Source organism: Anaerobacillus sp. ABA4_114 (assembly GCF_056159065.1).
In genome coordinates this window covers 2,266,674-2,289,546 of the sequence record NZ_JBSWUM010000001.1, presented here as the reverse complement: position 1 = coordinate 2,289,546, position 22,873 = coordinate 2,266,674, and the positions used below count along the sequence as shown (strand labels likewise).

Genomic DNA, 22,873 nt, shown 5'->3' with positions numbered 1-22,873 from the left:
TTACTTGATGCACAAGTTAATCCAGGAAATCACAAAAGAACAGCTTAAGTCGGATCTTCCGAATTTCCGACCAGGGGATACTGTGAAAGTTCACGTTAAAGTTGTCGAAGGCACTCGTGAGCGTATTCAGGTATTCGAAGGTGTTGTGATTAAACGACGTGGTGGCGGAATTAGCGAAACGTTCACAGTACGTAAGATTTCTTACGGAACTGGAGTTGAGCGTACATTCCCTGTACATTCACCAAAAGTTGCTAAGCTTGAGGTAGTTCGTCGCGGTAAAGTTCGCCGTGCTAAGCTATACTACTTGCGTGCACTTCGTGGTAAAGCCGCTCGTATTAAAGAAATTCGATAATAATGGTATCTATGAAAAAGGAGCTTGCGCTGTCAGGCTCCTTTTTTCTATTCTATAGGATATCGGTGTCCTATTTGCTATGGTAAAATGAACTGTGCATAGGTTTGTGAGAGGGTATTAAAGGGAATTAATGATTCCGGAACTATCCATCATAGGAGGAGAACGAACATGAGCAGTGAAAAAACAGGAGAGAAAAAAGATTCTTGGGATTGGATAAAAGCATTAGTGATCGCTTTTATACTTGCTGGAGCTGTTCGTTATTTCATATTTGCACCTATCGTCGTAGATGGTGAAAGCATGATGCCGACACTTCATGATCGTGATCGAATGATTGTAAATAAGATAAGTTATAATATTGGTGAGCCAGAGCGCTTCGATATCGTTGTTTTCGAGGCTGTAGAAGGAAGAGATTACATTAAGCGCATCATCGGATTACCAGGTGATAAAATCGAATATAAAGATGATAACCTGTATGTGAACGGTCAACTTGTGGAGGAACCGTATCTAGATACAGCAAAGAACGATTTACTCTCGGGTAATTTGACGTATGATTTTGACCTCATCGGTTTAACAGGTGAAACGACTGTACCAGAGGGGCACCTGTTCGTTATGGGGGATAATCGACAACATAGTAAAGATAGCCGTTCGATCGGCTTTGTTTCTAAAGATAAAGTGATTGGAGAGGCGAACATCGTGTTTTGGCCTCTAACAGATATTCAAGTAATGGAATAGGTGGAGATTGCATGACGATTCAATGGTTCCCTGGTCACATGGCCAAAGCCCGTCGGGAGATAACTGAAAAACTAAAAATGATCGATGTTGTAATTGAACTTGTGGATGCTAGAATTCCACTTTCTTCTCGAAATCCAATGATCGACGAGATCGTTTCTTCTAAACCGAGGCTAATCCTGTTAAATAAATCTGATATGGCTGACGATCAGAAAACAGCAGAATGGAAGGAGTATTTCCAGCGTCAGGGGCACAAAGCTCTGCCGATCGACTCTCACACGGGTAAGGGCGTGAAATCGATTCCTGCTGCAGCGAGAGAGCTTGTTAGCGAAAAGCTCGATCGTATGGTAGAGAAGGGGATGAAGCCGCGTGCTGTTCGGGCGCTCATTCTTGGTATTCCTAACGTAGGGAAATCTACTCTGATCAATAAGCTCGCGGGAAAGAAGATTGCGAAAACGGGCGATCGTCCAGGCATCACTAAGAAACAGCAATGGATCAAAGTAGGCAAAGAAATGGATCTACTCGATACGCCAGGAATTCTATGGCCGAAGTTTGAAGATCAAAAAACCGGTTATAAGCTTGCTGCAACCGGTGCGATCAAAGACGAAATTTTGGATTTTCAAGATGTCGCAGTCTTCACTCTGAAATTTCTAGGCGAACATTATCCCAACAGACTGATGGATCGTTATAAGTTAGATGATATTCCAGAAGATATCGTTGAATTATTTGATGAAATCGGTAAAAAACGTGGGTTCTTATTAGGCGGTGGTTGGATCGATTACGACAAAACTGCTGAAACAGTACTTAGAGAACTTAGAAGTGGTAAGCTTGGCGATCTGACTCTTGAGACGCCAGAGGAGGAAAGGTAAGGCATTGCCTTGCCTTTTTTATTATTTTTCAAATAAAGAAAGAGGGAAATGTGTGGGCAATTCCAAAAAAACAATCAGCGAAATCAAAAAGATGATTTTAGAAAAGAAGTACTCAGAGGAAGACTGGGCTGAATTTCAATCTGATGACAGAAAAGGTGTGAAAGAACTTTTAGCGAAAGAACAGAGAAAAAAGGAGCAAATCGAAAAAGTTAAAGAATTACATAAAGAGATGAGCGTGTTTGAAGAGCGATACAGCGCATCTGGGTTTACGACCATAGCAGGAGTCGATGAAGTAGGAAGAGGGCCATTAGCGGGGCCTGTAGTGGCTTCTGCGGTCATATTAGATGGTGAGAAGCCAATCTATGGCCTTCAGGACTCGAAGAAGCTTTCTACAGCAAAGCTTGAAGAACTATACGAAGCGATACTTGAAAACTCTGTCTCTGTTGGGATAGGAGTCATGACCCCTGAGGAAATAGACGAACTCAACATCTACCACGCAACAAAAAAAGCAATGCAGAAAGCAGTTCATGCGCTATCGGTTTCCCCTGACTTCTTACTAGTGGACGCGATGGAGCTTCCGCTATCAATCCAACAAGAATCGTTAATCAAAGGAGATGCTAGAAGTATAAGCATCGCTGCTGCTTCCATCGTTGCAAAAGTTACGCGAGACCGCATGATGGAGAAGCTGGCGGTACGGTATCCTCAGTATGGCTTCGAAAGACACGTTGGTTATGGAACGAAAGAGCATCTGACTGCATTAGACCGTTATGGCGTCACAAATGAACATCGTAAGACGTTTGCTCCTGTGAGAGAACGTTTAGGTATGCTTTGATGCATGAATCACTGTAAATTGATGATACTATGGTTATTCTACTTAGAAGGAGAAGAGCCAAGTGAACGATCGATTGCATCCAGAAAAAAATGACCCTTATTATGAAGAAGCTGGTGAGGAGTTTGGTGTCTATACTCCTGCTGCAGCAAGGGATCTATCTGTAACGGATCATCAAAAGCGGGAGCAGGAGAAAAAATCTCCAGGTGAAAAAGAACAAGAAGATCGAAGATAAAAAAAGTTACTGCTGAGGACGCCTCGGCAGTTTTTGTTTGGTTTTTTCTAAAAGACGGTTGCTTTTGAAGATTTTGCAATAGAGACCCACACTTAGTTGATTGGAGGGGTGCTCGACTCCTACAGGACTTGCGGAACAGGTGAGACCCCGCTAGAGCACAAGTTAACCACTCCTCTTATAGTAACAAAGTTTAAGAAAGGAGCCTTTTGTTTTGAACGCACTAAACTGCTAAAGAAAGGCAATGAGAAAGGCTTAAGGAAGACCACCCATCCAACTTAAGTAATGTAAAGAAAAGGTACTTTTAGTAAAAGGGTAGACAAGCGGTGGGAATTTTCTATACAATGAAAACGTCGTCAATGACTTGATTGAGTAGGATAGGAGGACAAGAGAATGAATATCCATGAGTATCAGGGAAAAGAAGTCCTAAGAAGTTATGGGGTCTCAGTCCCAAATGGACAAGTTGCTTACTCCGCAAAAGAAGCGGTGGACGTTGCTAAACAACTAGAGAGCGACGTTTATGTAGTGAAAGCTCAAATCCATGCTGGTGGTCGAGGCAAAGCCGGTGGGGTTAAGATTGCAAAGAACCTCGACGAAGTACGTACATATGCTGAGGAGATCCTCGGTAAAACACTCGTTACTCATCAAACGGGTCCTGAAGGTAAGGAAGTAAAGCGCTTACTTATCGAAGAAGGTTGCGACATTAAAAACGAATACTATGTAGGTCTAGTAGTCGATCGTGCGACATCTCGCGTCGTAATGATGGCTTCTGAAGAAGGCGGTACTGAAATTGAAGAAGTGGCTGAAAAAACGCCAGAGAAAATCTTCAAAGAAGTAATCGATCCTGCAGTTGGTCTTCAAGGCTATCAAGCTAGAAGACTAGCGTTTAACATTAATATCCCTAAAGAAATGGTAAATAAGACAGTGAAGTTTATGCTTGGTCTTTACAAAGCCTTTATTGAAAAAGATGCTTCCATCGCTGAGATCAATCCACTAGTAACTACTGGTGATGGTAACGTGATGGCGCTAGATGCGAAGCTTAACTTTGATCCAAATGCGCTTTATCGTCATAAGGATATCCTTGAGCTACGTGATCTTGATGAAGAAGATACGAAGGAAATTGAGGCTTCAAAATACGAGCTCAGCTATATTGCATTAGAAGGAAATATCGGTTGTATGGTCAATGGCGCAGGTCTTGCTATGTCTACGATGGATATTATCAAGCACTATGGCGGCGACCCTGCTAACTTCCTTGACGTTGGGGGCGGTGCTACAGCTGAGAAAGTTACTGAGGCGTTCAAGATCATCCTTTCAGATCAAAATGTTAAAGGTATCTATGTAAACATCTTTGGTGGAATCATGAAGTGTGACGTAATCGCTGAAGGTGTAGTCGAAGCAACAAAACAAGTAGGTCTTGAAATTCCACTTGTGGTTCGACTTGAAGGTACAAACGTAGATCTAGGAAAGCAAATCCTTAAAGACTCAGGATTAAATATTACAGCTGCAGAATCAATGGCTGACGGCGCAGAAAAAATTGTTTCATTAGTTAAGTAGAAAGGCGGGACTAGGAATGAGCGTTTACATTAATAAAGATACAAAAGTTATCGTTCAAGGTATCACCGGTTCAGTTGGATTATTTCATACACAGCAAATGCTAGAGTATGGTACTAAGATTGTCGGCGGAGTGACACCTGGAAAAGGCGGAACAGAAATCGAAGGCGTTCCGGTTTTCAACACGGTTGAGCAAGCTGTTAAATCAACAGGTGCTACAGCGTCAGTAATCTATGTTCCACCTGCATTTGCAGCTGATGCGATCATGGAAGCTGTCGACGCTGAACTCGATATTGCGATCTGTATTACTGAAGGTATTCCTGTAATCGATATGGTAAAAGTTAGTCGTTATATGGAAGGGAAGAAAACCCGTCTTGTAGGACCAAACTGTCCAGGGGTCATCACTCCTGACGAGTGCAAGATCGGTATCATGCCTGGATACATCCACAAAAAAGGTCACGTCGGTGTTGTCTCCCGCTCTGGTACGTTGACGTATGAAGCTGTACATCAACTATCTGAACAAGGTATCGGACAATCTACTGCAGTAGGTATCGGTGGTGACCCGGTTAACGGTACGAACTTTATCGATGTATTGAAAGCATTCAATGAAGATGAAGATACGTATGCAGTTATCATGATCGGTGAAATCGGTGGTACAGCTGAAGAAGAAGCAGCAGAGTGGGTCAAAGCAAACATGACGAAGCCTGTTGTTGGCTTTATCGGTGGTCAAACGGCACCTCCAGGGAAGCGCATGGGCCATGCTGGTGCGATCATTTCTGGCGGTAAGGGTACTGCTGAAGAGAAGATCAAAACGATGGAATCAGCGGGCATTAAAGTTGCTCCTACCCCTGCCGTAATGGGTGATACACTGATTTCCGTTTTGAAGGAAAAAGACTTACTAGAGAAATGCACAACACATAAAGCGTAAAGGCAATAGCTCCCGGTCGGGAGCTATTTCTCTTATACATAAAAAAATGAAAGATTCCTTGATTGGAGAGAATTGTAGTGAGGACATTGAGAAGCCGATTGATCCAACTACATCACTGTGAAGGCGCAAATTGGAACGTTATTCGATCACTGTTAACATTTGACCCCACGCTTCAAAGCATATATGATATGTCTGCTGTTGACTTAATGAACTTTAACCTTGATTTTCAGTCCGCATCACGGTTTCACCAGGACCTGCATGTAACGAAACCCTGGAAAACGAATGGGATTAGAGAAATGAAAGTGATCACACGGTTCGATGAAGCATACCCAGAAAGTCTAAAGCATATTTATGATGCACCATGGGTTGTTTACTGTATGGGGAAGGTTCAACTTTTGAATACTCCTAGCTTAAGTGTAGTGGGGACGAGACACCCTTCACCACATGCTAAAGATACGATGAAGATCGTCTTAAAACCGATCATTCAATATAATGTGACAGTGGTGAGTGGACTAGCACGGGGGATCGATACACTCGCCCATCGTCTTGCACTCCAGTCAGGAACGATAGCAGTACTAGGTTCTGGTTTCAAACATATTTATCCTAAAGAAAACATAGAGCTTGCTGCAACGATTGCTAAGGAAGGATTGCTTTTATCCGAGTATCCTCCTCACCGTTTTCCAGAACGAAAACAGTTCCCGGAGAGAAACCGCATCATCAGCGGCTTATCAAAAGGTACTCTCGTTGTCGAAGCGAAAAAGAAAAGTGGCTCTCTTATAACAGCAGACCAGGCCATCGACCAGGGACGCGACGTCTTCTGTTTGCCTGGAAGATTGACAGACGTGCATTCTGAAGGTACGAATCGATTGATTCAGCAGGGAGCAAAACTTATATTAAAAGGTGAAGATATACTGGCTGAATACAGTGAATTTCAAGAAAAAGTAGCTAGCACTATTTGACAAAAGAGTTTTGAATATTTAATAATGGTGAAGATTTTAAAATTACCTCAATGGGGGGAGGAAACTTACTGTGGCAGATTATCTAGTTATTGTTGAATCTCCCGCTAAAGCAAAAACAATTGAAAAATATTTAGGAAAGAAGTATAAGGTGAAAGCATCGATGGGTCACGTGATCGACTTACCCAGAAGTCAGATGGGCGTTGATGTAGAAAACAACTATGCTCCTAAATATATAACAATACGCGGGAAAGGGCCTGTGCTTAAAGAAATTAAAGATGCTGCGAAGAAGGCGAAGAAAGTTTATCTAGCGGCCGACCCCGATCGCGAAGGGGAAGCGATTGCATGGCATTTAGCACATAGCTTGAAAATTCATGAAGACAAAGAATGCAGAGTAGTATTTAATGAAATTACGAAAGATGCAGTAAAAGATGCGTTTAAACGACCTCGAGCAATCAACATGGACTTAGTAGATGCTCAACAAGCACGAAGAGTATTGGACCGACTCGTTGGTTACAATATCAGTCCTTTACTTTGGAAGAAAGTGAAAAAAGGATTGAGCGCAGGAAGAGTTCAAACGGTAGCGGTTCGGTTGATCGTGGAAAGAGAAAAGGAAATACAAAACTTCCAGGCTGAAGAATATTGGAAGATTAAAGCTGCTTTTGAGAAAGACGGCGAACAGTTTGAAGCTGGATTCTACGGTATAGAAGGAAAGAAAACAGACCTTTCATCCCGTAAAGATGTTGATAACATATTGAATCGAATCGAAGGGGATCAGTTCCGTATACAGTCCGTTCAAAAGAAGGAACGGAAGCGAAACCCTGCACAACCGTTCACGACGTCATCCCTTCAACAGGAAGCTGCGAGAAAGCTTAACTTTAGAGCAAAGAAGACGATGATGCTCGCTCAGCAGTTATACGAAGGAATCGAGTTAGGGAAACAGGGTACCGTTGGTTTAATCACGTATATGAGAACGGATTCTACGAGAATTTCTGAAACTGCTAAAGCAGAAGCGAGTGAATACATCGAAGGTAAGTATGGTCAAGAGTACTTATCGACTAAAAAACCTTCCAAGAAACAATCTGGTAAATCTCAAGATGCACACGAAGCTGTAAGACCTACTTCTGTGATGAGAAATCCAACTGAAATGAAAGCCTATTTAAAGCGCGACCAACTTCGTTTATACCGATTGATTTGGGAGCGTTTCGTCGCGAGCCAAATGGCTCCTGCGATCATGGACACGATGAGCGTCGATCTCGATAATAATGGCGCTACGTTCCGAGCTACAGGATCGAAAGTAAAGTTCAAAGGCTTTATGAAGGTGTATGTAGAAGGGAACGACGATAACAAAAAAGAAGAAGATAAGATGCTTCCTGATTTAGAAGAGGGGATGGATGTAGCTTCGACGGAAATCGATCCTACTCAGCACTTCACTCAACCTCCTCCACGTTATTCCGAGGCACGACTCGTAAAAACGATGGAAGAGCTAGGTATAGGAAGACCTTCAACGTACGCACCAACTCTTGATACGATTCAACGAAGAGGCTACGTTGCGTTAGAGGATCGTAAATTCGTTCCAACTGAGCTAGGTGAAATTGTGCTAGAGCTCATTCTGGAGTTCTTCGAAGACATTATTAACATCGAATTTACAGCTGCTCTTGAAAATGACCTTGACAAAGTTGAGGATGGAGGGGCAGAATGGATTTCTGTAATCGATGAATTTTATCAGAACTTCGATAAGCGATTGAAAGTCGCAGAAGAGGAAATGAAGGAAGTTGAGATAAAAGATGAGCCAGCCGGTGAGGACTGCGAAAAATGCGGATCGCCGATGGTTATCAAAATGGGGCGCTACGGAAAATTCATGGCGTGCTCTAATTTCCCAGATTGCCGAAACACGAAACCAATCTTGAAAGAGATCGGTGTCGACTGTCCGAAATGTAAGGAAGGAAACATCGTAGAACGAAAAAGCAAAAAGAATCGTCTATTCTATGGGTGCGACCGTTTTCCTGAATGCGACTTCCTTTCTTGGGATAAGCCGATCAAGCGTCCATGCCCGAAATGTGGAGACATGCTTGTCGAAAAGAAAACGAAGAAGAAAAAAGAAATCAAGTGTGTGAACTGTGATTTCGTTGAAGAAGAAAACTAGTAAGGGGTTTTTGAAATGAGTAATCACGTTACGGTGATTGGTGCTGGGCTCGCTGGAAGTGAAGCGGCCTGGCAGCTAGCCAAGCGAGGAATCAACGTACATCTTTATGAGATGAGACCAAAGAAGCAAACGCCTGCTCACCATACGGATAAGTTCGCTGAGCTCGTCTGCAGTAACTCACTTCGTGCAAATACATTAACGAATGCCGTTGGTGTCTTGAAAGAAGAAATGCGTGAGATGGATTCTGTCATCATCAAAGCAGCGGATGAGTGTGCAGTACCTGCTGGTGGTGCATTAGCTGTCGACCGACATGAATTTGCAGCGAAAGTAACGGAATATGTGAAAGGACATCCAAACGTAACGGTTTTTTCTGATGAATTCACAACGATTCCAGAAGGTCCTGCAATTATTGCAACTGGACCACTCACTTCAAAAGATCTATCAGATCAGCTTAAAGCACTAACGGGTGAAGAGTACTTGTATTTCTATGATGCAGCAGCTCCGATAATCGAAACGGAGAGCATCGACATGGATAAAGTGTACAAGAAGTCTCGTTATGATAAAGGTGAGGCTGCTTATTTAAACTGTCCGATGACTGAAGAAGAGTTCAACCGTTTCTATGAAGCTCTCATTTCAGCAGAAACGGTACCTTTGAAAGAATTTGAAAAAGAAATCTTTTTCGAAGGGTGTATGCCGATCGAAGTCATGGCACAAAGAGGGAAGAAAACGATGACGTTCGGTCCACTCAAGCCAGTTGGACTTGAAGATCCTAAAACAGGAAAGCGTCCTTACGCGGTAGTGCAGCTGCGACAGGATAATTCCTCAGGGACACTTTATAACATCGTTGGTTTTCAAACTCATCTGAAGTGGGGACCTCAAAAAGAAGTGATCCGAATGATTCCTGGTCTAGAAAATGCTGATATCGTACGCTATGGTGTTATGCACCGAAACACGTTTATCAACTCACCGAATCTACTGAAGCCAACTTATCAGTATAGAGATCGAGATGATTTATTCTTCGCTGGTCAGATGACTGGAGTAGAAGGTTATGTAGAATCTGCAGCTGCAGGACTCATTGCAGGGTTTAACGCTGCGAGATTGATGGACGGAGAAGAAACAGTGGTGTTCCCTGAGCAAACGGCTCTAGGAAGCTTAGCTAACTATATCACTACTGCAAACCCGGACAATTTCCAACCGATGAACGCTAACTTTGGTCTTTTTCCACCGTTAGAGAACAGGATTAAGAACAAAAAAGAACGCAATGAAGCGATCGCTAATCGCGCATTGGAAACAATTCAGAATTTTAAAAAAATATTGTAAATTTCTATTGCTTAGGCTTCTAAATTGTGATACGATTTAGAAGCCTTTTGAGGTGATAAAGGATGGATAATAATCAAAAGAGGCTTGTTCAGTCTTTCTCAGAGTATTTGCAGATTGAAAAGAACTGTTCACCTCATACGATCTCTAGTTATTTGCAGGATATCGAACATTTTCAGAACTTCATGAAGCAGCAGACTCTCGATGTCTTTGCTGCTGTTTCTTATGCAGATGTTAGGATTTACCTAACTCAATTGCATGAGCAAGGATTTGCAAGAAAAACGGCTGCTAGGAAAATATCAACGTTACGTAGCCTTTATCGTTTTCTTTTAAGAGAGGAAGTTTTAGAGGTTAATCCGTTTACGATGAGTTCACTTCCTAAACAAGAGAAGCGACTTCCGCAGTTTTTGTACACACAGGAGTTAGATAAGCTCTTCGATGCTCCGGATGTAACGACTGCACTTGGTCAGCGAGATAAAGCGTTACTCGAAGTTCTTTATGGCTGTGGCATTCGTGTGAGTGAATGTGTAGCACTTGATATAGAAGATATCGATTTTTCTATCGGAACGATCTTTGTAATTGGAAAAGGTCGTAAAGAGCGGTATGTCCCGATCGGGAGTTTTGCAATCGATGCAATTAAAAATTACATGGACGATGGAAGAAGGCAGCTTATTCCGAAAGACAAAGACTCTACGAGAGCTCTTTTCTTAAACTTTCGAGGTGCAAGGTTAACGGCTCGTGGCGTCAGAACGATTTTAAATCGTATTGTTGAAGAAGCTTCGATGCATGTACATATCAGTCCACATGTCATGAGGCATACCTTTGCAACTCACCTGTTGAATGAAGGGGCTGATCTTCGGTCTGTTCAAGAGCTGTTAGGCCATGCGAACCTTTCAACGACGCAAATCTACACCCATGTGACAGGCGATCGATTGCGAAATATATATATGAACCATCATCCAAGAGCTTGAATGCTCGGGAGGAGGAACTTATGGGAGACTTTCACGCAACCACTATATTTGCAATTCAACATAATGGAGGATGTGCAATGGCTGGCGACGGCCAAGTAACGTTCGGAAATGCAGTTGTTATGAAGCATACTGCAAAAAAAGTAAGAAGACTTTTCCATGGGAAAGTCGTGGCAGGCTTTGCTGGTTCTGTGGCCGATGCGTTTACTCTTTTTGAAAAGTTTGAAGGAAAGCTCGAAGAATTTGGAGGTAACCTCCAGAGAGCAGCGGTCGAACTTGCGAAAGAATGGAGAAGCGACCGTGTGTTACGAAAACTTGAAGCAATGCTAATCGTAATGAACAAGGAACAGTTGCTGCTCATCTCAGGAACGGGTGAAGTGATCGAGCCTGACGATGGCATTCTCTCAATCGGTTCTGGGTCCAATTATGCTCTCTCAGCAGGAAGGGCGCTGAAGCGATATAGTGAAGGGAAAAGCGCTGAAGAAATTGCAAAAGCTTCGATGCAGATTGCTGCAGAAATTTGTGTTTATACAAATGACCAGATAATCGTAGAATCCTTATAAGATAAATTTTGTAACCTTGGAGGCGATCATATGTCTAATCCGTTAACACCTCGCCAAATCGTAGAAAAACTCGACCAATATATTGTAGGTCAAAACGATGCTAAGAAAGCCGTAGCTGTAGCGCTAAGAAATCGATACCGCAGAGGCCTTTTGAGCGATAAGTTAAGAGATGAAGTGAATCCGAAAAACATCTTGATGATCGGACCTACTGGTGTTGGTAAGACCGAGATAGCTAGACGCCTTGCGAAGCTTGTTAATGCGCCATTTATTAAAGTTGAAGCAACGAAGTTCACTGAAGTAGGGTATGTAGGTAGAGATGTAGAATCGATGGTAAGAGATCTCGTTGAAACCTCGATACGTATCGTGAAGGAAGAGCGGATGGATCAGGTAAAAGATAAAGCAGAGGAAAATGCAAACAAACGAATCGTTGAGCTGCTCGTACCTTCTGCAAAAAAACAATCTCAGTACAAAAACCCACTCGAAATGTTCTTTGGTAATCAAGGGCAAGATGACACGAGTGATCAACAGACTTCTGAAGACCAAACAATTGCTACGAAGAGAAGACAGATCGCGCATCAGCTAGCGCTTGGTGAATTAGAAGACAGAATGATTACGGTTGAAGTAGAAGAGCAGAATCAATCGATGATGGATATGTTCCAAGGTTCCGGCATGGAGCAAATGGGAATGAACATGCAAGATATGCTAGGAAACATCATGCCAAAGAAGAAAAAGAAGCGAAAGCTTTCCGTAGCTGAAGCAAGGAAGGTCTTGACTCAGGATGAAGCTGCTAAGTTAATCGATATGGATGAAGTATCCCAGGATGCTGTTTCGAAGACAGAACAAACGGGTATCATTTTTATTGATGAAATTGATAAGGTAGCTGGTAAGAGTCAACAATCCGCCGATGTTTCACGCGAAGGGGTCCAGCGTGACATCTTACCGATCGTTGAGGGTTCAACGGTAACAACGAAATATGGTCCAGTAAAAACCGATCATATCTTATTCGTTGCGGCTGGTGCTTTCCATATGGCTAAACCATCAGACCTTATACCAGAATTGCAGGGAAGGTTCCCAATTCGTGTTGAGTTATCGAGCTTGACAGTCGATGACTTTAAACGAATTTTAACAGAACCTGATAATGCACTTGTGAAGCAATACACAGCATTATTGGAAACTGAAGGTATTAAAGTTGAATTTTCTGACGATGCTATTTATAAAATTGCAACAATTGCAGCAGACGTAAATCAGGACACAGATAATATCGGAGCTAGAAGACTTCACACGATTCTCGAGAAACTATTAGAAGATCTATCTTTCGAAGCGCCCGATATCAATTTGGAAAGTATTACGATCACACCAGAATACGTTGATGAAAAATTAGCGACTATAGCTAAGAATCGTGACTTAAGTCAATATATCTTATAACACATGCAGGAGGACAAAAAGATGAACTTACTTGAGAAAACAAGAAAGATTAATGGAATGCTACAGAAATCAGAAGGACCGGTAAATTTCACAGACATGGCAGAAACGCTTCGTGACGTGATTCTTGCTAACGTATATGTGGTTAGCCGTAGAGGAAAGCTGTTAGGAATCGCGATTAACCAGGAGATCGAAAATGAGCGTATGAAGAAAATGTTCTCTGAAAGACAATTCCCAGAGGAGTACACTCAGAATCTATTTAATATTAATGAGACGTCTTCTAACCTGGATATTACAAGTGAATACACTGCATTCCCGGTTGAAAACCGCGACCTATTTGAAAAAGGCTTGACTACGATCGTACCGATCGTTGGTGGAGGAGAGCGTCTTGGAACACTGATTCTTTCTCGTCTAAGCGATTCGTTCTCTAACGACGACCTTCTACTTGCAGAATATGGTGCTACAGTTGTAGGTATGGAGATTCTGCATGAGAAAGCAGAAGAGATTGAAGAAGAAGCTAGAAACAAAGCGGTCGTTCAAATGGCGATTTCGTCGCTATCTTATAGTGAACTCGAAGCGATCGAGCATATCTTCGAAGAACTAGAAGGTAACGAAGGTTTGCTAGTTGCTAGTAAAATTGCTGATAGAGTAGGCATCACGCGTTCTGTTATCGTTAACGCACTTAGAAAGCTTGAAAGTGCTGGTGTAATTGAATCTCGTTCTCTAGGTATGAAAGGAACGTATATTAAAGTTCTTAATGATAAATTCCTCGTTGAGTTATCAAAACTTAAGACGCGATAGTATTACGTGAATGTACCGACTGCCGAGATTTCTCGGCAGTTTTTTTCTTTGTGAAAACCTCACCATTCGTATTTTTAGAGCTTATTAGTAAGAACTTACTAGTTCATAAGCGGAATTTTAGATTTCTAACTTGCGGCAGAGAAAACAATATGGTATATTAATCAACGGTGTTAAACACACACGCTTGTTGATTTGGGAAATGGTGCTGCGTTCGCAGTTTTTCCCGAAAGCGATGCAAGCGGAGGCTAAAAAACCATTAGGAGGATTTATCATGGCAGTTATCTCTATGAAACAGCTTCTAGAAGCTGGGGTACACTTCGGACACCAAACTCGTCGTTGGAACCCAAAAATGAAACCTTACATCTTCACTGAAAGAAACGGTATCTACATTATCGACCTTCAAAAAACAGTGAAGAAAGTTGAAGAAGCATTCAACTTTGTACGTGAAATCGCACAAGATGGCGGTAAAGTTCTTTTTGTAGGAACGAAAAAGCAGGCGCAAGAATCTGTTAAAGATGAAGCGATCCGTGCTGGTCAATACTACATCAACCAACGTTGGTTGGGTGGAACGCTTACGAACTTTGAAACAATTCAAAAGCGTATCAACCGTCTTAAGAGTCTTGAAAAGATGCAAGAAGATGGCACGTTCGATGTACTTCCTAAGAAAGAAGTTATTCTTCTTAAGAAGGAAATGGACCGTCTAGAAAGATTCCTTGGTGGTATCAAGGATATGAACGGTATTCCGGACGCATTGTTTGTTATCGACCCTCGTAAAGAGCGTATTGCAATTGCGGAAGCGCGTAAGCTTAACATTCCGATCGTTGCAATCGTTGATACTAACTGTGATCCTGATGAAGTAGATTATGTGATCCCTGGTAACGACGACGCGATCCGCGCTGTTAAACTTCTTACTGCTAAAATGGCTGACGCTGTTATCGAAGTTAGCAAAGTAGAAGAAGAAGAGGCAGAAGCTGAAGCAGTTGAAACTGAAGAAACATCTGTATAAGAACACAAAGGGGTGATAAAGGGGAACTCTACCCCTTTATCACCTTTTTTTAACCAACAGAGTATGTTTACATATCATAATCCAAGGAGGAATTTCTAATGGCAGTAACAGCTAAAATGGTAAAAGAATTGCGCGACCAAACTGGCGCAGGTATGATGGATTGCAAAAAGGCACTAACTGAAAACGACGGTGACATGGACAAGGCAATCGACTGGCTACGTGAGAAAGGTATCTCTAAAGCAGCTAAGAAAGCTGATCGCGTGGCAGCAGAAGGTCTTGCAGCTATCGCAGTTGAAGGTAACAAAGCAGTAATCGCTGAAATCAACTCTGAAACTGACTTCGTTGCGAAGAACGATAACTTCAAAGTGTTGATCAACGACATCGCTACTCACCTTCTTAAGACGAACCCTGAGTCTGTAGAAGCAGCTCTTGAAAGCAAGATGGAAAACGGACAAACTGTTACAGAATTCTTGAACAATGCAATCGCTAAGATTGGTGAAAAGATTTCTCTACGTCGCTTCCAAATCGTTGAGAAAACAGATGCTGACGCATTCGGTTCTTACCTACACATGGGTGGACGCATCGGCGTATTGACTCTTCTAGAAGGAACAACTGACGAAGAAGTTGCAAAAGACGTTGCTATGCACGCTGCAGCTGTTAACCCTCGTTTCGTTTCTCGTGATGAGATCCCAGCTGAAGAAGTTGAGCGTGAGCGTGAAGTACTAAAACAACAAGCTCTTAACGAAGGAAAGCCTGAAAAGATCGTTGAGAAGATGGTAGAAGGCCGTCTTGGCAAGTTCTTCGAAGAAATTTCTCTAGTTGACCAAGCATTCGTTAAAGATACTGACCAAAAGGTTGGCAAGTATGTTGAATCTAAAGGTGGTTCTGTAAAAGGATTCATCCGCTATGAAGTTGGAGAAGGCATGGAAAAACGCGAAGATAACTTCGCTGAAGAAGTTATGTCTCAAGTGAAGAAGTAATACAGGTAGGGAACACGATGTGTTCCCTATTTTTCAAGAAAAAGGATAGAATAAACATGCTGGAGGGTTAATATGAGCGGAGCCAAGTATGAACGCGTTGTGTTAAAATTAAGCGGTGAAGCATTATCAGGTGGAGAAGGACTTGGTATATCACCTTCCATCGTTCAGTCGATTGCATCCCAAATCAAAGAGATCCATGAGATGGGTGTAGAAGTTGCAGTCGTCGTTGGCGGTGGCAATATCTGGCGTGGTAAAGTTGGTAGCGAGATGGGCATGGACCGCGCTACTGCAGATTATATGGGAATGCTTGCAACAGTGATGAATTCTCTAGCGATGCAAGATAGCCTTGAGACGTTGGGCGTTGAAACGAGAGTCCAAACGTCGATCGAGATGAAAGAGGTAGCAGAACCTTATATTCGTCGTAAAGCAATTCGCCATCTTGAGAAAAAACGCGTTGTGATCTTTGCAGCAGGTACAGGGAACCCTTACTTCTCTACAGATACAACTGCGGCACTACGAGCAGCTGAAATTGAGGCTGACGTGATTTTAATGGCGAAAAACAATGTAGATGGTGTGTACTCAGCAGATCCAACTGTTGACGCAACAGCGAAAAAGTATGAAACTCTATCATATCTCGATGTACTTAAAGAAGGTCTTGCAGTAATGGATTCTACTGCTTCTTCACTTTGTATGGATAATGATATTCCACTTGTCGTCTTCTCCATTATGGAAGAAGGTAACATCAAGCGCGCCGTTTGTGGCGAAGAAATCGGAACAGTCGTAAAGGGGAGAAATTAAGATGCCAGAAGAAATCTTGAAAAACGCTGAAGAACGTATGAAGAACGGAATTTCTAGCTTAAGAAAAGAGCTAGCTACTCTAAGAGCAGGAAGAGCTAACGCTTCTTTACTCGACAAGATCCAAGTTGACTACTATGGCGCTCCGACTCCAGTAAACCAACTTGCAGGGATCTCTGTTCCTGAAGCTCGTATGCTTCTTATCCAGCCTTATGATAAGTCAGCGATCGGTGATATCGAGAAAGCGATCTTGAAATCCGATCTTGGTCTTACTCCTTCTAACGATGGAAACGTCATTCGTATTACGATCCCAGCTCTTACTGAAGAGCGTCGTAAAGAGCTAGTAAAATTCGTTAAGAAGTATGCTGAAGATGGTAAGGTCGTTATCCGAAACATCCGTCGTGATGCGAACGATGAGTTAAAGAAGAAGGAAAAAGATGGCGACATCACAGAAGATGAGCTTCGCCGTAAAACCGACGAAGTACAAAAGCTTACTGATAAGTTCGTTGCTGAAGCAGATAGCATTGCATCAGACAAAGAAAAAGAAATCATGGAAGTCTAATTCAATAACAGGTAAAATAAGATAATAAAAGGACCCTCTTTTCCCACAGGGGGTTTTTTTGTTAAGTAAGTGACACAATGGAGGATTTGCAATGCTTGGGAAGTTCTCAAACTGGATGAGAAAGAATGAAGATGAAGAACATTTAGACATTAACACATCTGCTAATATTCCAAGGCATATTGCGATCATAATGGATGGCAATGGACGCTGGGCGAAGAAGCGTGGCCTGCCACGAGTGGCTGGGCATCGTGAAGGAGTTAAAGTAGTTAAGAAAATCGTCAGGAAAGCAAATGACATCGGTGTTAACTATTTAACGCTATACGCCTTCTCAACCGAGAATTGGAAGCGGCCAAAAGAAGAAGTAGACTTCTTGATGAAGCTCCCTGAACAGTTTTTACTAAGTCATCTGCCAGAATTAATCGAGCAGAATGTACAAGTTCGAATAATGGGGGATCGTGAACAACTGCCTTCTCATACATTTAAAGCAATTTCGAAGGCAGTCGAAGATACGAAAGACAATACCGGACTTATTTTGAATTTCGCATTGAACTATGGAAGTCGTCATGAAATGAAGACTGCGATGCAACGGTTATTAAGCGACGTACAAAAGGGGATACTGTCTGAAGATGAGATATCCGAGGAAAAGATTTCCTCCTATCTTCTAAGTAGCCAATACCCAGATCCTGACCTGTTGATTCGGACAAGCGGGGAAATTCGTCTCAGCAATTTTATGCTATGGCAACTGGCTTATACTGAACTCTGGTTTACAGAGGTGCTATGGCCCGACTTTACAGAGCATCATTTTGTTGAGGCTGTACAAGAGTATCAGCGACGTGGTCGCCGCTATGGCGGGGTTTAATTGTAGGAGGACATTAGCGTTATGAAACAACGTATTATTACTGGTGTGATTTTTGGCGTATTACTATTAGGTATGATCATTGTAGGAGACTGGCCTTTTATTATTTTAATGACGCTGGTAGCTACTGTTGGAATGGTCGAGCTATTGTTGATGAAAAAGATCTCGCTCGTTTCATTACCTGGTTTGCTGGCTCTTATTGGGACCTGGATTCTAGTCATGCCTGAAGATTGGATCGCTGCGCTCACATCCTCTGTTTTTACAAAGATAGATTTATTATTTTTTGGCTTGCTCATTCTTTTAGCAATGACGGTCCTTACAAAGAATAAATATAGTTTTGATGAAAGTTCTTTTATTTTGATGGCATCACTGTATGTCGGATTAGGCTTTTATTATTTTACAGCAACGCGTTATTTAGGAGACACAAGCTTAGAAGGCATGATCCAGCTCTTCTTTATCATCTTTTTGATATGGGCTTCGGACTCTGGTGCGTACTTTGTTGGTCGAGCAATAGGAAAGAAAAAGCTATGGCCGCATATATCTCCTAATAAAACGGTAGAAGGTGCGCTCGGAGGAGTAGGGATGGCTCTGATTGTAGGAATTGTTTTTCAAATGATCTATCCGGTCTATGAATCAATTTCTATCGTGATTATCGTCTCAGTATTAACCTCAGTTTTTGGACAGATTGGTGATCTGGTAGAGTCAGCGTTTAAACGTCATTATGGCGTAAAAGACTCTGGAAGCATTTTACCAGGACACGGAGGGATATTAGACCGGTTTGATAGCCTGATCTTTGTACTCCCAATTCTACATTTGCTACACCTGGTATAAATGTGCAACTGGATCAACAGAATGGATTGGAGGAACAGATCGTTTGAAAAAAATCAGCTTACTGGGAGCTTCTGGGTCCATTGGTACCCAGACTCTTGATATCATAAGAATGCACCCTGAGTTGTTTTCCCTCGTTGCGGTTTCAGTAGGTAGAAACATCGAAAAAGCTGCTGAGATCGTAGATGAATTCCAACCTAAGTTGCTATCGGTTCAATTAAGGGAAGACGCAGAAAGCTTGAGAAGAAGTATTTCGAGACAAACGAAGATCGTTTATGGGGAAGAAGGATTGCTTGAAGTAGCGTGTCATCCGGAATCAACCGTCCTCGTAAATGCGGTTCTTGGAAGCATTGGTCTTACTCCAACGTTGTCTGCAATCGAACAGGGTAAGACGATTGCGATTGCAAACAAAGAAACACTCGTCACTGCAGGACATCTCGTGACGGAAGCAGCCAAAAAGTACGGATCAGCTCTGTTGCCTGTAGACAGCGAACATTCTGCGCTATTTCAGTGTTTGAATGGAGAGAAGATCGATCAGATGGACCGATTGATCCTTACTGCTTCAGGAGGAAGTTTTCGAGATAAAACAAGAAAAGAGTTACAAGGTGTCAGCGTAGAAGATGCGCTAAATCATCCAAACTGGTCAATGGGAGCAAAAATTACGATCGATTCTGCGACTATGATGAACAAAGGTCTAGAAGTCATCGAAGCTCATTGGTTATTTGGAACTCCTTATGATCAGATCGACGTTCTGCTTCATAAAGAGAGTATCATCCACTCGATGGTCGAGTACATAGACGGAAGCGTAATGGCTCATCTAGGTACTCCGGATATGAGAATTCCGATTCAATATGCACTTAGCTATCCTGATCGGCTTGAAATGAGAAATGCAAAAAAGTTAAACTTATGGGAAGTTGGTAAGCTTCACTTTGAAAAGGTAGATTTCGAGCGTTTCCGTAGTTTGAAACTCGCTTATGATGCTGGTCGAATTGGCGGCTCAATGACAGCGGTGTTGAATGCTGCGAACGAAACGGCAGTTGCTGCATTTCTACAGAGCAAGATCGATTTCTTGACGATTGAAGAGCTCGTTGAAAAAGCGCTAGAACAACACGATTCGATTCAGAACGCATCGCTAGAAGAAATTCTTGAGATCGATTCTGAAACGCGATCGAGAGTTCAGTCATTAATTAAATAAAGGTGGTTAAGTGGATATGAATACTGTGATTTCGATCATTATCATATTCGGAGCACTGGTCTTTTTCCATGAACTGGGTCACTTGCTCCTTGCAAAACGTGCAGGAATCCTATGCCGTGAATTCGCGATCGGATTTGGGCCGAAGCTTTTCACGATTAAAAAAGGTGAAACGGTATATACGATAAGACTATTGCCACTTGGTGGGTTTGTTCGAATGGCCGGAGAAGATCCGGAAATGATCGAATTAAAACCCGGTCAACGCGTAGGCTTGCTATTCAATAACAAAAACAAGATAGAAAAAATCGTTATTAATCAGAAATCTGCTTACACAAACTTAAAAGAAATCACGGTTGAAGAAGCCGATTTAGAACACAAACTTTTTATAAAAGGGTACGAAGGTGAAGATGAACCAGCGGTCGTTTATCCGCTTGATGAGCAGTCACACTATGTGATGGACGGATCTGAATTTCAGATTGCTCCTTATGACCGTCAATTCGGATCAAAGTCTCTCTGGGATCGCTTCCTAGCCATTTTCGCAGGTCCCGTCATGAACTTTTTGCTTGCTATCGTGATTTTCTTCCTACTTGGTTTACTCCAAGGAACACCTACAAATCAAGTCAATGAAGTTGTTGAAGGAAGCCCCGCTGAGCAAGCAGGTATGATGAATGGAGATGTGATCACTGAGATTAATGGAACTGAAATAACGAGCTGGGACAAAATGACTTCGATCATTCAAGATAATGCAGAAAACCAGCTAAGTTTCACCGTGGATCGTGAAGGAGAAGCAGTATCACTCTCGATAACTCCAGAAAAACAAGAGTTGACTGAGAATCAGTCGGTTGGTCGAATCGGAGTTGCACCGGCATATCAGGTGAACTTCCTCGATTCAGTTGCTTTTGGTTTTACATCTACGTATGAATTCTCTAAAGCAATCTTTGTAGGTCTAGGTCAGCTCGTAACAGGCCAGCTTTCGATCGATGCTTTTTCTGGACCAGTAGGGATCTATAGCTATACAGAAGAAGCGGCATCAAAAGGTGTGTACGTATTGATGAGATGGGCTGCTTTTCTAAGCATCAACCTAGGAATCTTTAATCTCCTGCCATTACCTGCTCTAGATGGAGGAAGATTATTGTTTATTGGGGTAGAAGCATTAAGAGGCAAGCCGATCGACCCTCAAAAAGAAAGTCTTGTACACTTTATTGGATTCTCTTTCCTCATGTTACTTATGCTCGTTGTAACATGGAATGATATTCAACGTTTCTTTTTGTAAGAAAGTAGGGGCAGATGTCCTTTTAAATGAAATGAGGTGCAGGTCATGAAACAATCGAGTTATTTTAATCCTACCCTCAGAGACAACCCAGCTGATGCCGAGATAAAAAGTCATCAGCTGCTTGTCCGAGCGGGTTTTATACGACAGAACGCAGCAGGCATTTATTCTTACCTTCCTTTAGGTAAGAAAGTATTAATGAAGATTGAAGAAGTCGTTCGAGAAGAATTGAACGAGGCTGGTGCACAAGAGCTTCTTATGCCTGCTATTCAACCAGCTGAACTATGGCAAGAAACAGGTCGATGGGATGTTTATGGACCAGAGCTTATGAGGCTTAAAGATCGTCATGACAGACCGTTCGCTCTAGGTGCAACGCATGAAGAATTGATTACGAGCCTTGTCAGAGATGAGCTTAGCTCTTATAAGCAAATGCCGGTTATTCTTTATCAAGTTCAGACGAAGTACCGAGATGAGCGTCGTCCTCGCTTTGGACTTTTAAGAGGTAGAGAGTTCATCATGAAAGATGCTTATTCTTTCCATTCATCTGAAGAGCAATTAGATGAAGCATATGATCTTATGCACAAAACCTATAGCAAAATCTTTACTAGACTAGGACTTAATTTCCGTCCTGTAGTGGCAGATTCAGGCGCAATGGGTGGAAAAGATACAGAAGAATTTATGGCTCTCTCAAGCGTTGGAGAAGACACGATCGCGTATAGCGATGAATCCGATTATGCAGCGAACATCGAGATGGCAGAAGTGAAAGTCGAATACGTTAAGCCTAGTGAAGCGGAAGAGGCTTTAGCTAAAGGTGAAAAAGAAACATCTCCTGATCGTGAACTGAAAGCAACACTTTTGAATGTAAACGATGAAGAGCTACTCGTTCTTGTCAGAGGCGACCATGACCTCAATGAAATAAAAGTGAAGAACTTATTCGGTACAGACCTTGTAGAAAAAATAAATAAAGAGATCGATGTAAGAGAATTCGAAGGCACGGTCATTGCTGACAATGCGGTCAAATCGATCGTTAACGGAAGCGTTAATGGTAGTAACCCTTATCATAATGTGAACCCTGAACGTGACCTTAACATCGAACGCTATGAAGATTTAAGATTTATCCAAGAAGGCGACCCTTCTCCAGACGGAAAAGGCAGAGTGGTCTTTGCTGAAGGAATCGAAATTGGACAAGTCTTTAAATTAGGTACAAAATATAGCGAAGCGATGGGAGCGAATTATCTTAACGAGGGCGGAAAAGCTGAGCCGATCATCATGGGTTGTTATGGAATCGGGATCTCTCGTACGTTAGCAGCGATCGCAGAGCAAAATGCAGACGAAAACGGACTCAACTGGCCGATGGGTGTCACTCCGTTCCATGTTCATCTTATTGCAGTCAATGTAAAAAATGATGATCAAAAGGAATTGTCGGACAGACTTTATGAATCGCTGCGTAATGAGCGCTACGATGTTCTTTACGACGACCGTAAAGAGCGAGCAGGAGTGAAGTTCAAGGATGCCGATTTAATCGGAGTACCGCTTCGCGTTGTTGTTGGTAAAAAGGCAGCAGACGGCATCGTTGAAGTAAAACGCAGAGATACAGGTGAATCATTCGAAGTGGCTGTAGATGAATTGAATTCAGAACTACAAAAGCTCTTTGAACAATTGGGTTAAATAGTGGACAGGTGCCCTTTATTGGGTCCTGCCACCTTTTTTTTCGTTTACCC

General features: G+C 42.3%; 23 protein-coding genes. All 23 read left to right on the top strand.

The window, feature by feature from the left end:
• Positions 1-7: 7 nt before the first annotated feature.
• Positions 8-352 carry a 50S ribosomal protein L19 gene (rplS, locus tag ACXAEY_RS11570; RefSeq protein WP_224882090.1) on the top strand — a complete coding sequence of 115 codons (345 nt, stop codon included), beginning with the start codon at positions 8-10 and terminating at the stop codon, positions 350-352.
• Between the two features lie 168 nt (positions 353-520).
• On the top strand, positions 521-1,084 hold the full coding sequence (gene lepB, locus ACXAEY_RS11565; protein ID WP_270181848.1) for a signal peptidase I: 564 nt from the start codon (positions 521-523) through the stop codon (positions 1,082-1,084).
• An 11-nt stretch (positions 1,085-1,095) separates the two neighbouring features.
• On the top strand, positions 1,096-1,950 hold the full coding sequence (ylqF, locus tag ACXAEY_RS11560) for a ribosome biogenesis GTPase YlqF (protein WP_270181849.1): 855 nt from the start codon (positions 1,096-1,098) through the stop codon (positions 1,948-1,950).
• 52 nt (positions 1,951-2,002) lie between these two features.
• Positions 2,003-2,782 (top strand): ribonuclease HII, encoded by a 780-nt coding sequence (locus ACXAEY_RS11555; RefSeq protein ID WP_270181850.1) that lies wholly within the window; start codon positions 2,003-2,005, stop codon positions 2,780-2,782.
• A 61-nt stretch (positions 2,783-2,843) separates the two neighbouring features.
• Positions 2,844-3,014 carry a hypothetical protein gene (locus ACXAEY_RS11550; RefSeq protein ID WP_270181851.1) on the top strand — a complete coding sequence of 57 codons (171 nt, stop codon included), beginning with the start codon at positions 2,844-2,846 and terminating at the stop codon, positions 3,012-3,014.
• 390 nt (positions 3,015-3,404) lie between these two features.
• Positions 3,405-4,565 (top strand): ADP-forming succinate--CoA ligase subunit beta, encoded by a 1,161-nt coding sequence (sucC, locus tag ACXAEY_RS11545; protein WP_270181852.1) that lies wholly within the window; start codon positions 3,405-3,407, stop codon positions 4,563-4,565.
• Between the two features lie 16 nt (positions 4,566-4,581).
• The gene (sucD, locus tag ACXAEY_RS11540) at positions 4,582-5,490 is read left to right on the top strand and encodes a succinate--CoA ligase subunit alpha (RefSeq protein ID WP_270181853.1); all 909 of its coding nucleotides are present in this window, start codon (positions 4,582-4,584) and stop codon (positions 5,488-5,490) included.
• Positions 5,491-5,567: 77 nt separating this feature from the next.
• On the top strand, positions 5,568-6,449 hold the full coding sequence (gene dprA, locus ACXAEY_RS11535; protein WP_474812098.1) for a DNA-processing protein DprA: 882 nt from the start codon (positions 5,568-5,570) through the stop codon (positions 6,447-6,449).
• Between the two features lie 70 nt (positions 6,450-6,519).
• Positions 6,520-8,592: a type I DNA topoisomerase gene (topA, locus tag ACXAEY_RS11530; RefSeq protein WP_474812096.1), complete on the top strand. Its 2,073-nt coding sequence runs from the start codon at positions 6,520-6,522 to the stop codon at positions 8,590-8,592.
• Between the two features lie 15 nt (positions 8,593-8,607).
• Positions 8,608-9,912: an FADH(2)-oxidizing methylenetetrahydrofolate--tRNA-(uracil(54)-C(5))-methyltransferase TrmFO gene (gene trmFO / locus ACXAEY_RS11525; protein WP_270181856.1), complete on the top strand. Its 1,305-nt coding sequence runs from the start codon at positions 8,608-8,610 to the stop codon at positions 9,910-9,912.
• A 62-nt stretch (positions 9,913-9,974) separates the two neighbouring features.
• Positions 9,975-10,880, top strand: a complete 906-nt coding sequence (xerC, locus tag ACXAEY_RS11520; protein ID WP_474812094.1) for a tyrosine recombinase XerC — start codon at positions 9,975-9,977, stop codon at positions 10,878-10,880.
• A gap of 20 nt (positions 10,881-10,900) precedes the next feature.
• Positions 10,901-11,440, top strand: a complete 540-nt coding sequence (hslV, locus tag ACXAEY_RS11515) for an ATP-dependent protease subunit HslV (protein ID WP_270181858.1) — start codon at positions 10,901-10,903, stop codon at positions 11,438-11,440.
• Between the two features lie 30 nt (positions 11,441-11,470).
• On the top strand, positions 11,471-12,865 hold the full coding sequence (hslU, locus tag ACXAEY_RS11510; protein ID WP_270181859.1) for an HslU--HslV peptidase ATPase subunit: 1,395 nt from the start codon (positions 11,471-11,473) through the stop codon (positions 12,863-12,865).
• Between the two features lie 21 nt (positions 12,866-12,886).
• On the top strand, positions 12,887-13,663 hold the full coding sequence (gene codY / locus ACXAEY_RS11505; RefSeq protein ID WP_474812092.1) for a GTP-sensing pleiotropic transcriptional regulator CodY: 777 nt from the start codon (positions 12,887-12,889) through the stop codon (positions 13,661-13,663).
• Positions 13,664-13,934: 271 nt separating this feature from the next.
• Positions 13,935-14,669 carry a 30S ribosomal protein S2 gene (gene rpsB, locus ACXAEY_RS11500; protein WP_224882129.1) on the top strand — a complete coding sequence of 245 codons (735 nt, stop codon included), beginning with the start codon at positions 13,935-13,937 and terminating at the stop codon, positions 14,667-14,669.
• A 98-nt stretch (positions 14,670-14,767) separates the two neighbouring features.
• Positions 14,768-15,649 carry a translation elongation factor Ts gene (tsf, locus tag ACXAEY_RS11495; protein ID WP_474812090.1) on the top strand — a complete coding sequence of 294 codons (882 nt, stop codon included), beginning with the start codon at positions 14,768-14,770 and terminating at the stop codon, positions 15,647-15,649.
• Positions 15,650-15,721: 72 nt separating this feature from the next.
• Positions 15,722-16,447: a UMP kinase gene (gene pyrH, locus ACXAEY_RS11490; RefSeq protein ID WP_270181861.1), complete on the top strand. Its 726-nt coding sequence runs from the start codon at positions 15,722-15,724 to the stop codon at positions 16,445-16,447.
• 37 nt (positions 16,448-16,484) lie between these two features.
• Entirely contained in the window at positions 16,485-17,006 is a 522-nt protein-coding gene (gene frr / locus ACXAEY_RS11485; protein ID WP_442865188.1) for a ribosome recycling factor, read from the top strand.
• Positions 17,007-17,097: 91 nt separating this feature from the next.
• Complete coding sequence (locus ACXAEY_RS11480; protein ID WP_442865170.1) at positions 17,098-17,865, top strand: isoprenyl transferase; 768 nt, start codon at positions 17,098-17,100, stop codon at positions 17,863-17,865.
• Between the two features lie 21 nt (positions 17,866-17,886).
• Positions 17,887-18,693 (top strand): phosphatidate cytidylyltransferase, encoded by an 807-nt coding sequence (locus ACXAEY_RS11475; RefSeq protein WP_270181863.1) that lies wholly within the window; start codon positions 17,887-17,889, stop codon positions 18,691-18,693.
• Between the two features lie 43 nt (positions 18,694-18,736).
• Complete coding sequence (locus ACXAEY_RS11470) at positions 18,737-19,885, top strand: 1-deoxy-D-xylulose-5-phosphate reductoisomerase (protein WP_270181864.1); 1,149 nt, start codon at positions 18,737-18,739, stop codon at positions 19,883-19,885.
• A 16-nt stretch (positions 19,886-19,901) separates the two neighbouring features.
• Entirely contained in the window at positions 19,902-21,155 is a 1,254-nt protein-coding gene (gene rseP, locus ACXAEY_RS11465; RefSeq protein ID WP_270181865.1) for an RIP metalloprotease RseP, read from the top strand.
• 45 nt (positions 21,156-21,200) lie between these two features.
• Positions 21,201-22,820: a proline--tRNA ligase gene (locus ACXAEY_RS11460; protein WP_474812088.1), complete on the top strand. Its 1,620-nt coding sequence runs from the start codon at positions 21,201-21,203 to the stop codon at positions 22,818-22,820.
• The last annotated feature ends 53 nt before the right edge of the window (positions 22,821-22,873 follow it).

Bases quoted from the DNA above. Each gene is read 5' to 3' on its own strand.
- rplS (WP_224882090.1), top strand. From the start codon at position 8: ATGCACAAGTTAATCCAGGAAATCACAAAAGAACAGCTTAAGTCGGAT.
- lepB (WP_270181848.1), top strand. From the start codon at position 521: ATGAGCAGTGAAAAAACAGGAGAGAAAAAAGATTCTTGGGATTGGATA.
- ylqF (WP_270181849.1), top strand. From the start codon at position 1,096: ATGACGATTCAATGGTTCCCTGGTCACATGGCCAAAGCCCGTCGGGAG.
- sucC (WP_270181852.1), top strand. From the start codon at position 3,405: ATGAATATCCATGAGTATCAGGGAAAAGAAGTCCTAAGAAGTTATGGG.
- sucD (WP_270181853.1), top strand. From the start codon at position 4,582: ATGAGCGTTTACATTAATAAAGATACAAAAGTTATCGTTCAAGGTATC.
- trmFO (WP_270181856.1), top strand. From the start codon at position 8,608: ATGAGTAATCACGTTACGGTGATTGGTGCTGGGCTCGCTGGAAGTGAA.
- xerC (WP_474812094.1), top strand. From the start codon at position 9,975: ATGGATAATAATCAAAAGAGGCTTGTTCAGTCTTTCTCAGAGTATTTG.
- hslV (WP_270181858.1), top strand. From the start codon at position 10,901: ATGGGAGACTTTCACGCAACCACTATATTTGCAATTCAACATAATGGA.
- hslU (WP_270181859.1), top strand. From the start codon at position 11,471: ATGTCTAATCCGTTAACACCTCGCCAAATCGTAGAAAAACTCGACCAA.
- codY (WP_474812092.1), top strand. From the start codon at position 12,887: ATGAACTTACTTGAGAAAACAAGAAAGATTAATGGAATGCTACAGAAA.
- rpsB (WP_224882129.1), top strand. From the start codon at position 13,935: ATGGCAGTTATCTCTATGAAACAGCTTCTAGAAGCTGGGGTACACTTC.
- tsf (WP_474812090.1), top strand. From the start codon at position 14,768: ATGGCAGTAACAGCTAAAATGGTAAAAGAATTGCGCGACCAAACTGGC.
- pyrH (WP_270181861.1), top strand. From the start codon at position 15,722: ATGAGCGGAGCCAAGTATGAACGCGTTGTGTTAAAATTAAGCGGTGAA.
- frr (WP_442865188.1), top strand. From the start codon at position 16,485: ATGAAGAACGGAATTTCTAGCTTAAGAAAAGAGCTAGCTACTCTAAGA.
- ACXAEY_RS11480 (WP_442865170.1), top strand. From the start codon at position 17,098: ATGCTTGGGAAGTTCTCAAACTGGATGAGAAAGAATGAAGATGAAGAA.
- ACXAEY_RS11475 (WP_270181863.1), top strand. From the start codon at position 17,887: ATGAAACAACGTATTATTACTGGTGTGATTTTTGGCGTATTACTATTA.
- rseP (WP_270181865.1), top strand. From the start codon at position 19,902: ATGAATACTGTGATTTCGATCATTATCATATTCGGAGCACTGGTCTTT.
- ACXAEY_RS11460 (WP_474812088.1), top strand. From the start codon at position 21,201: ATGAAACAATCGAGTTATTTTAATCCTACCCTCAGAGACAACCCAGCT.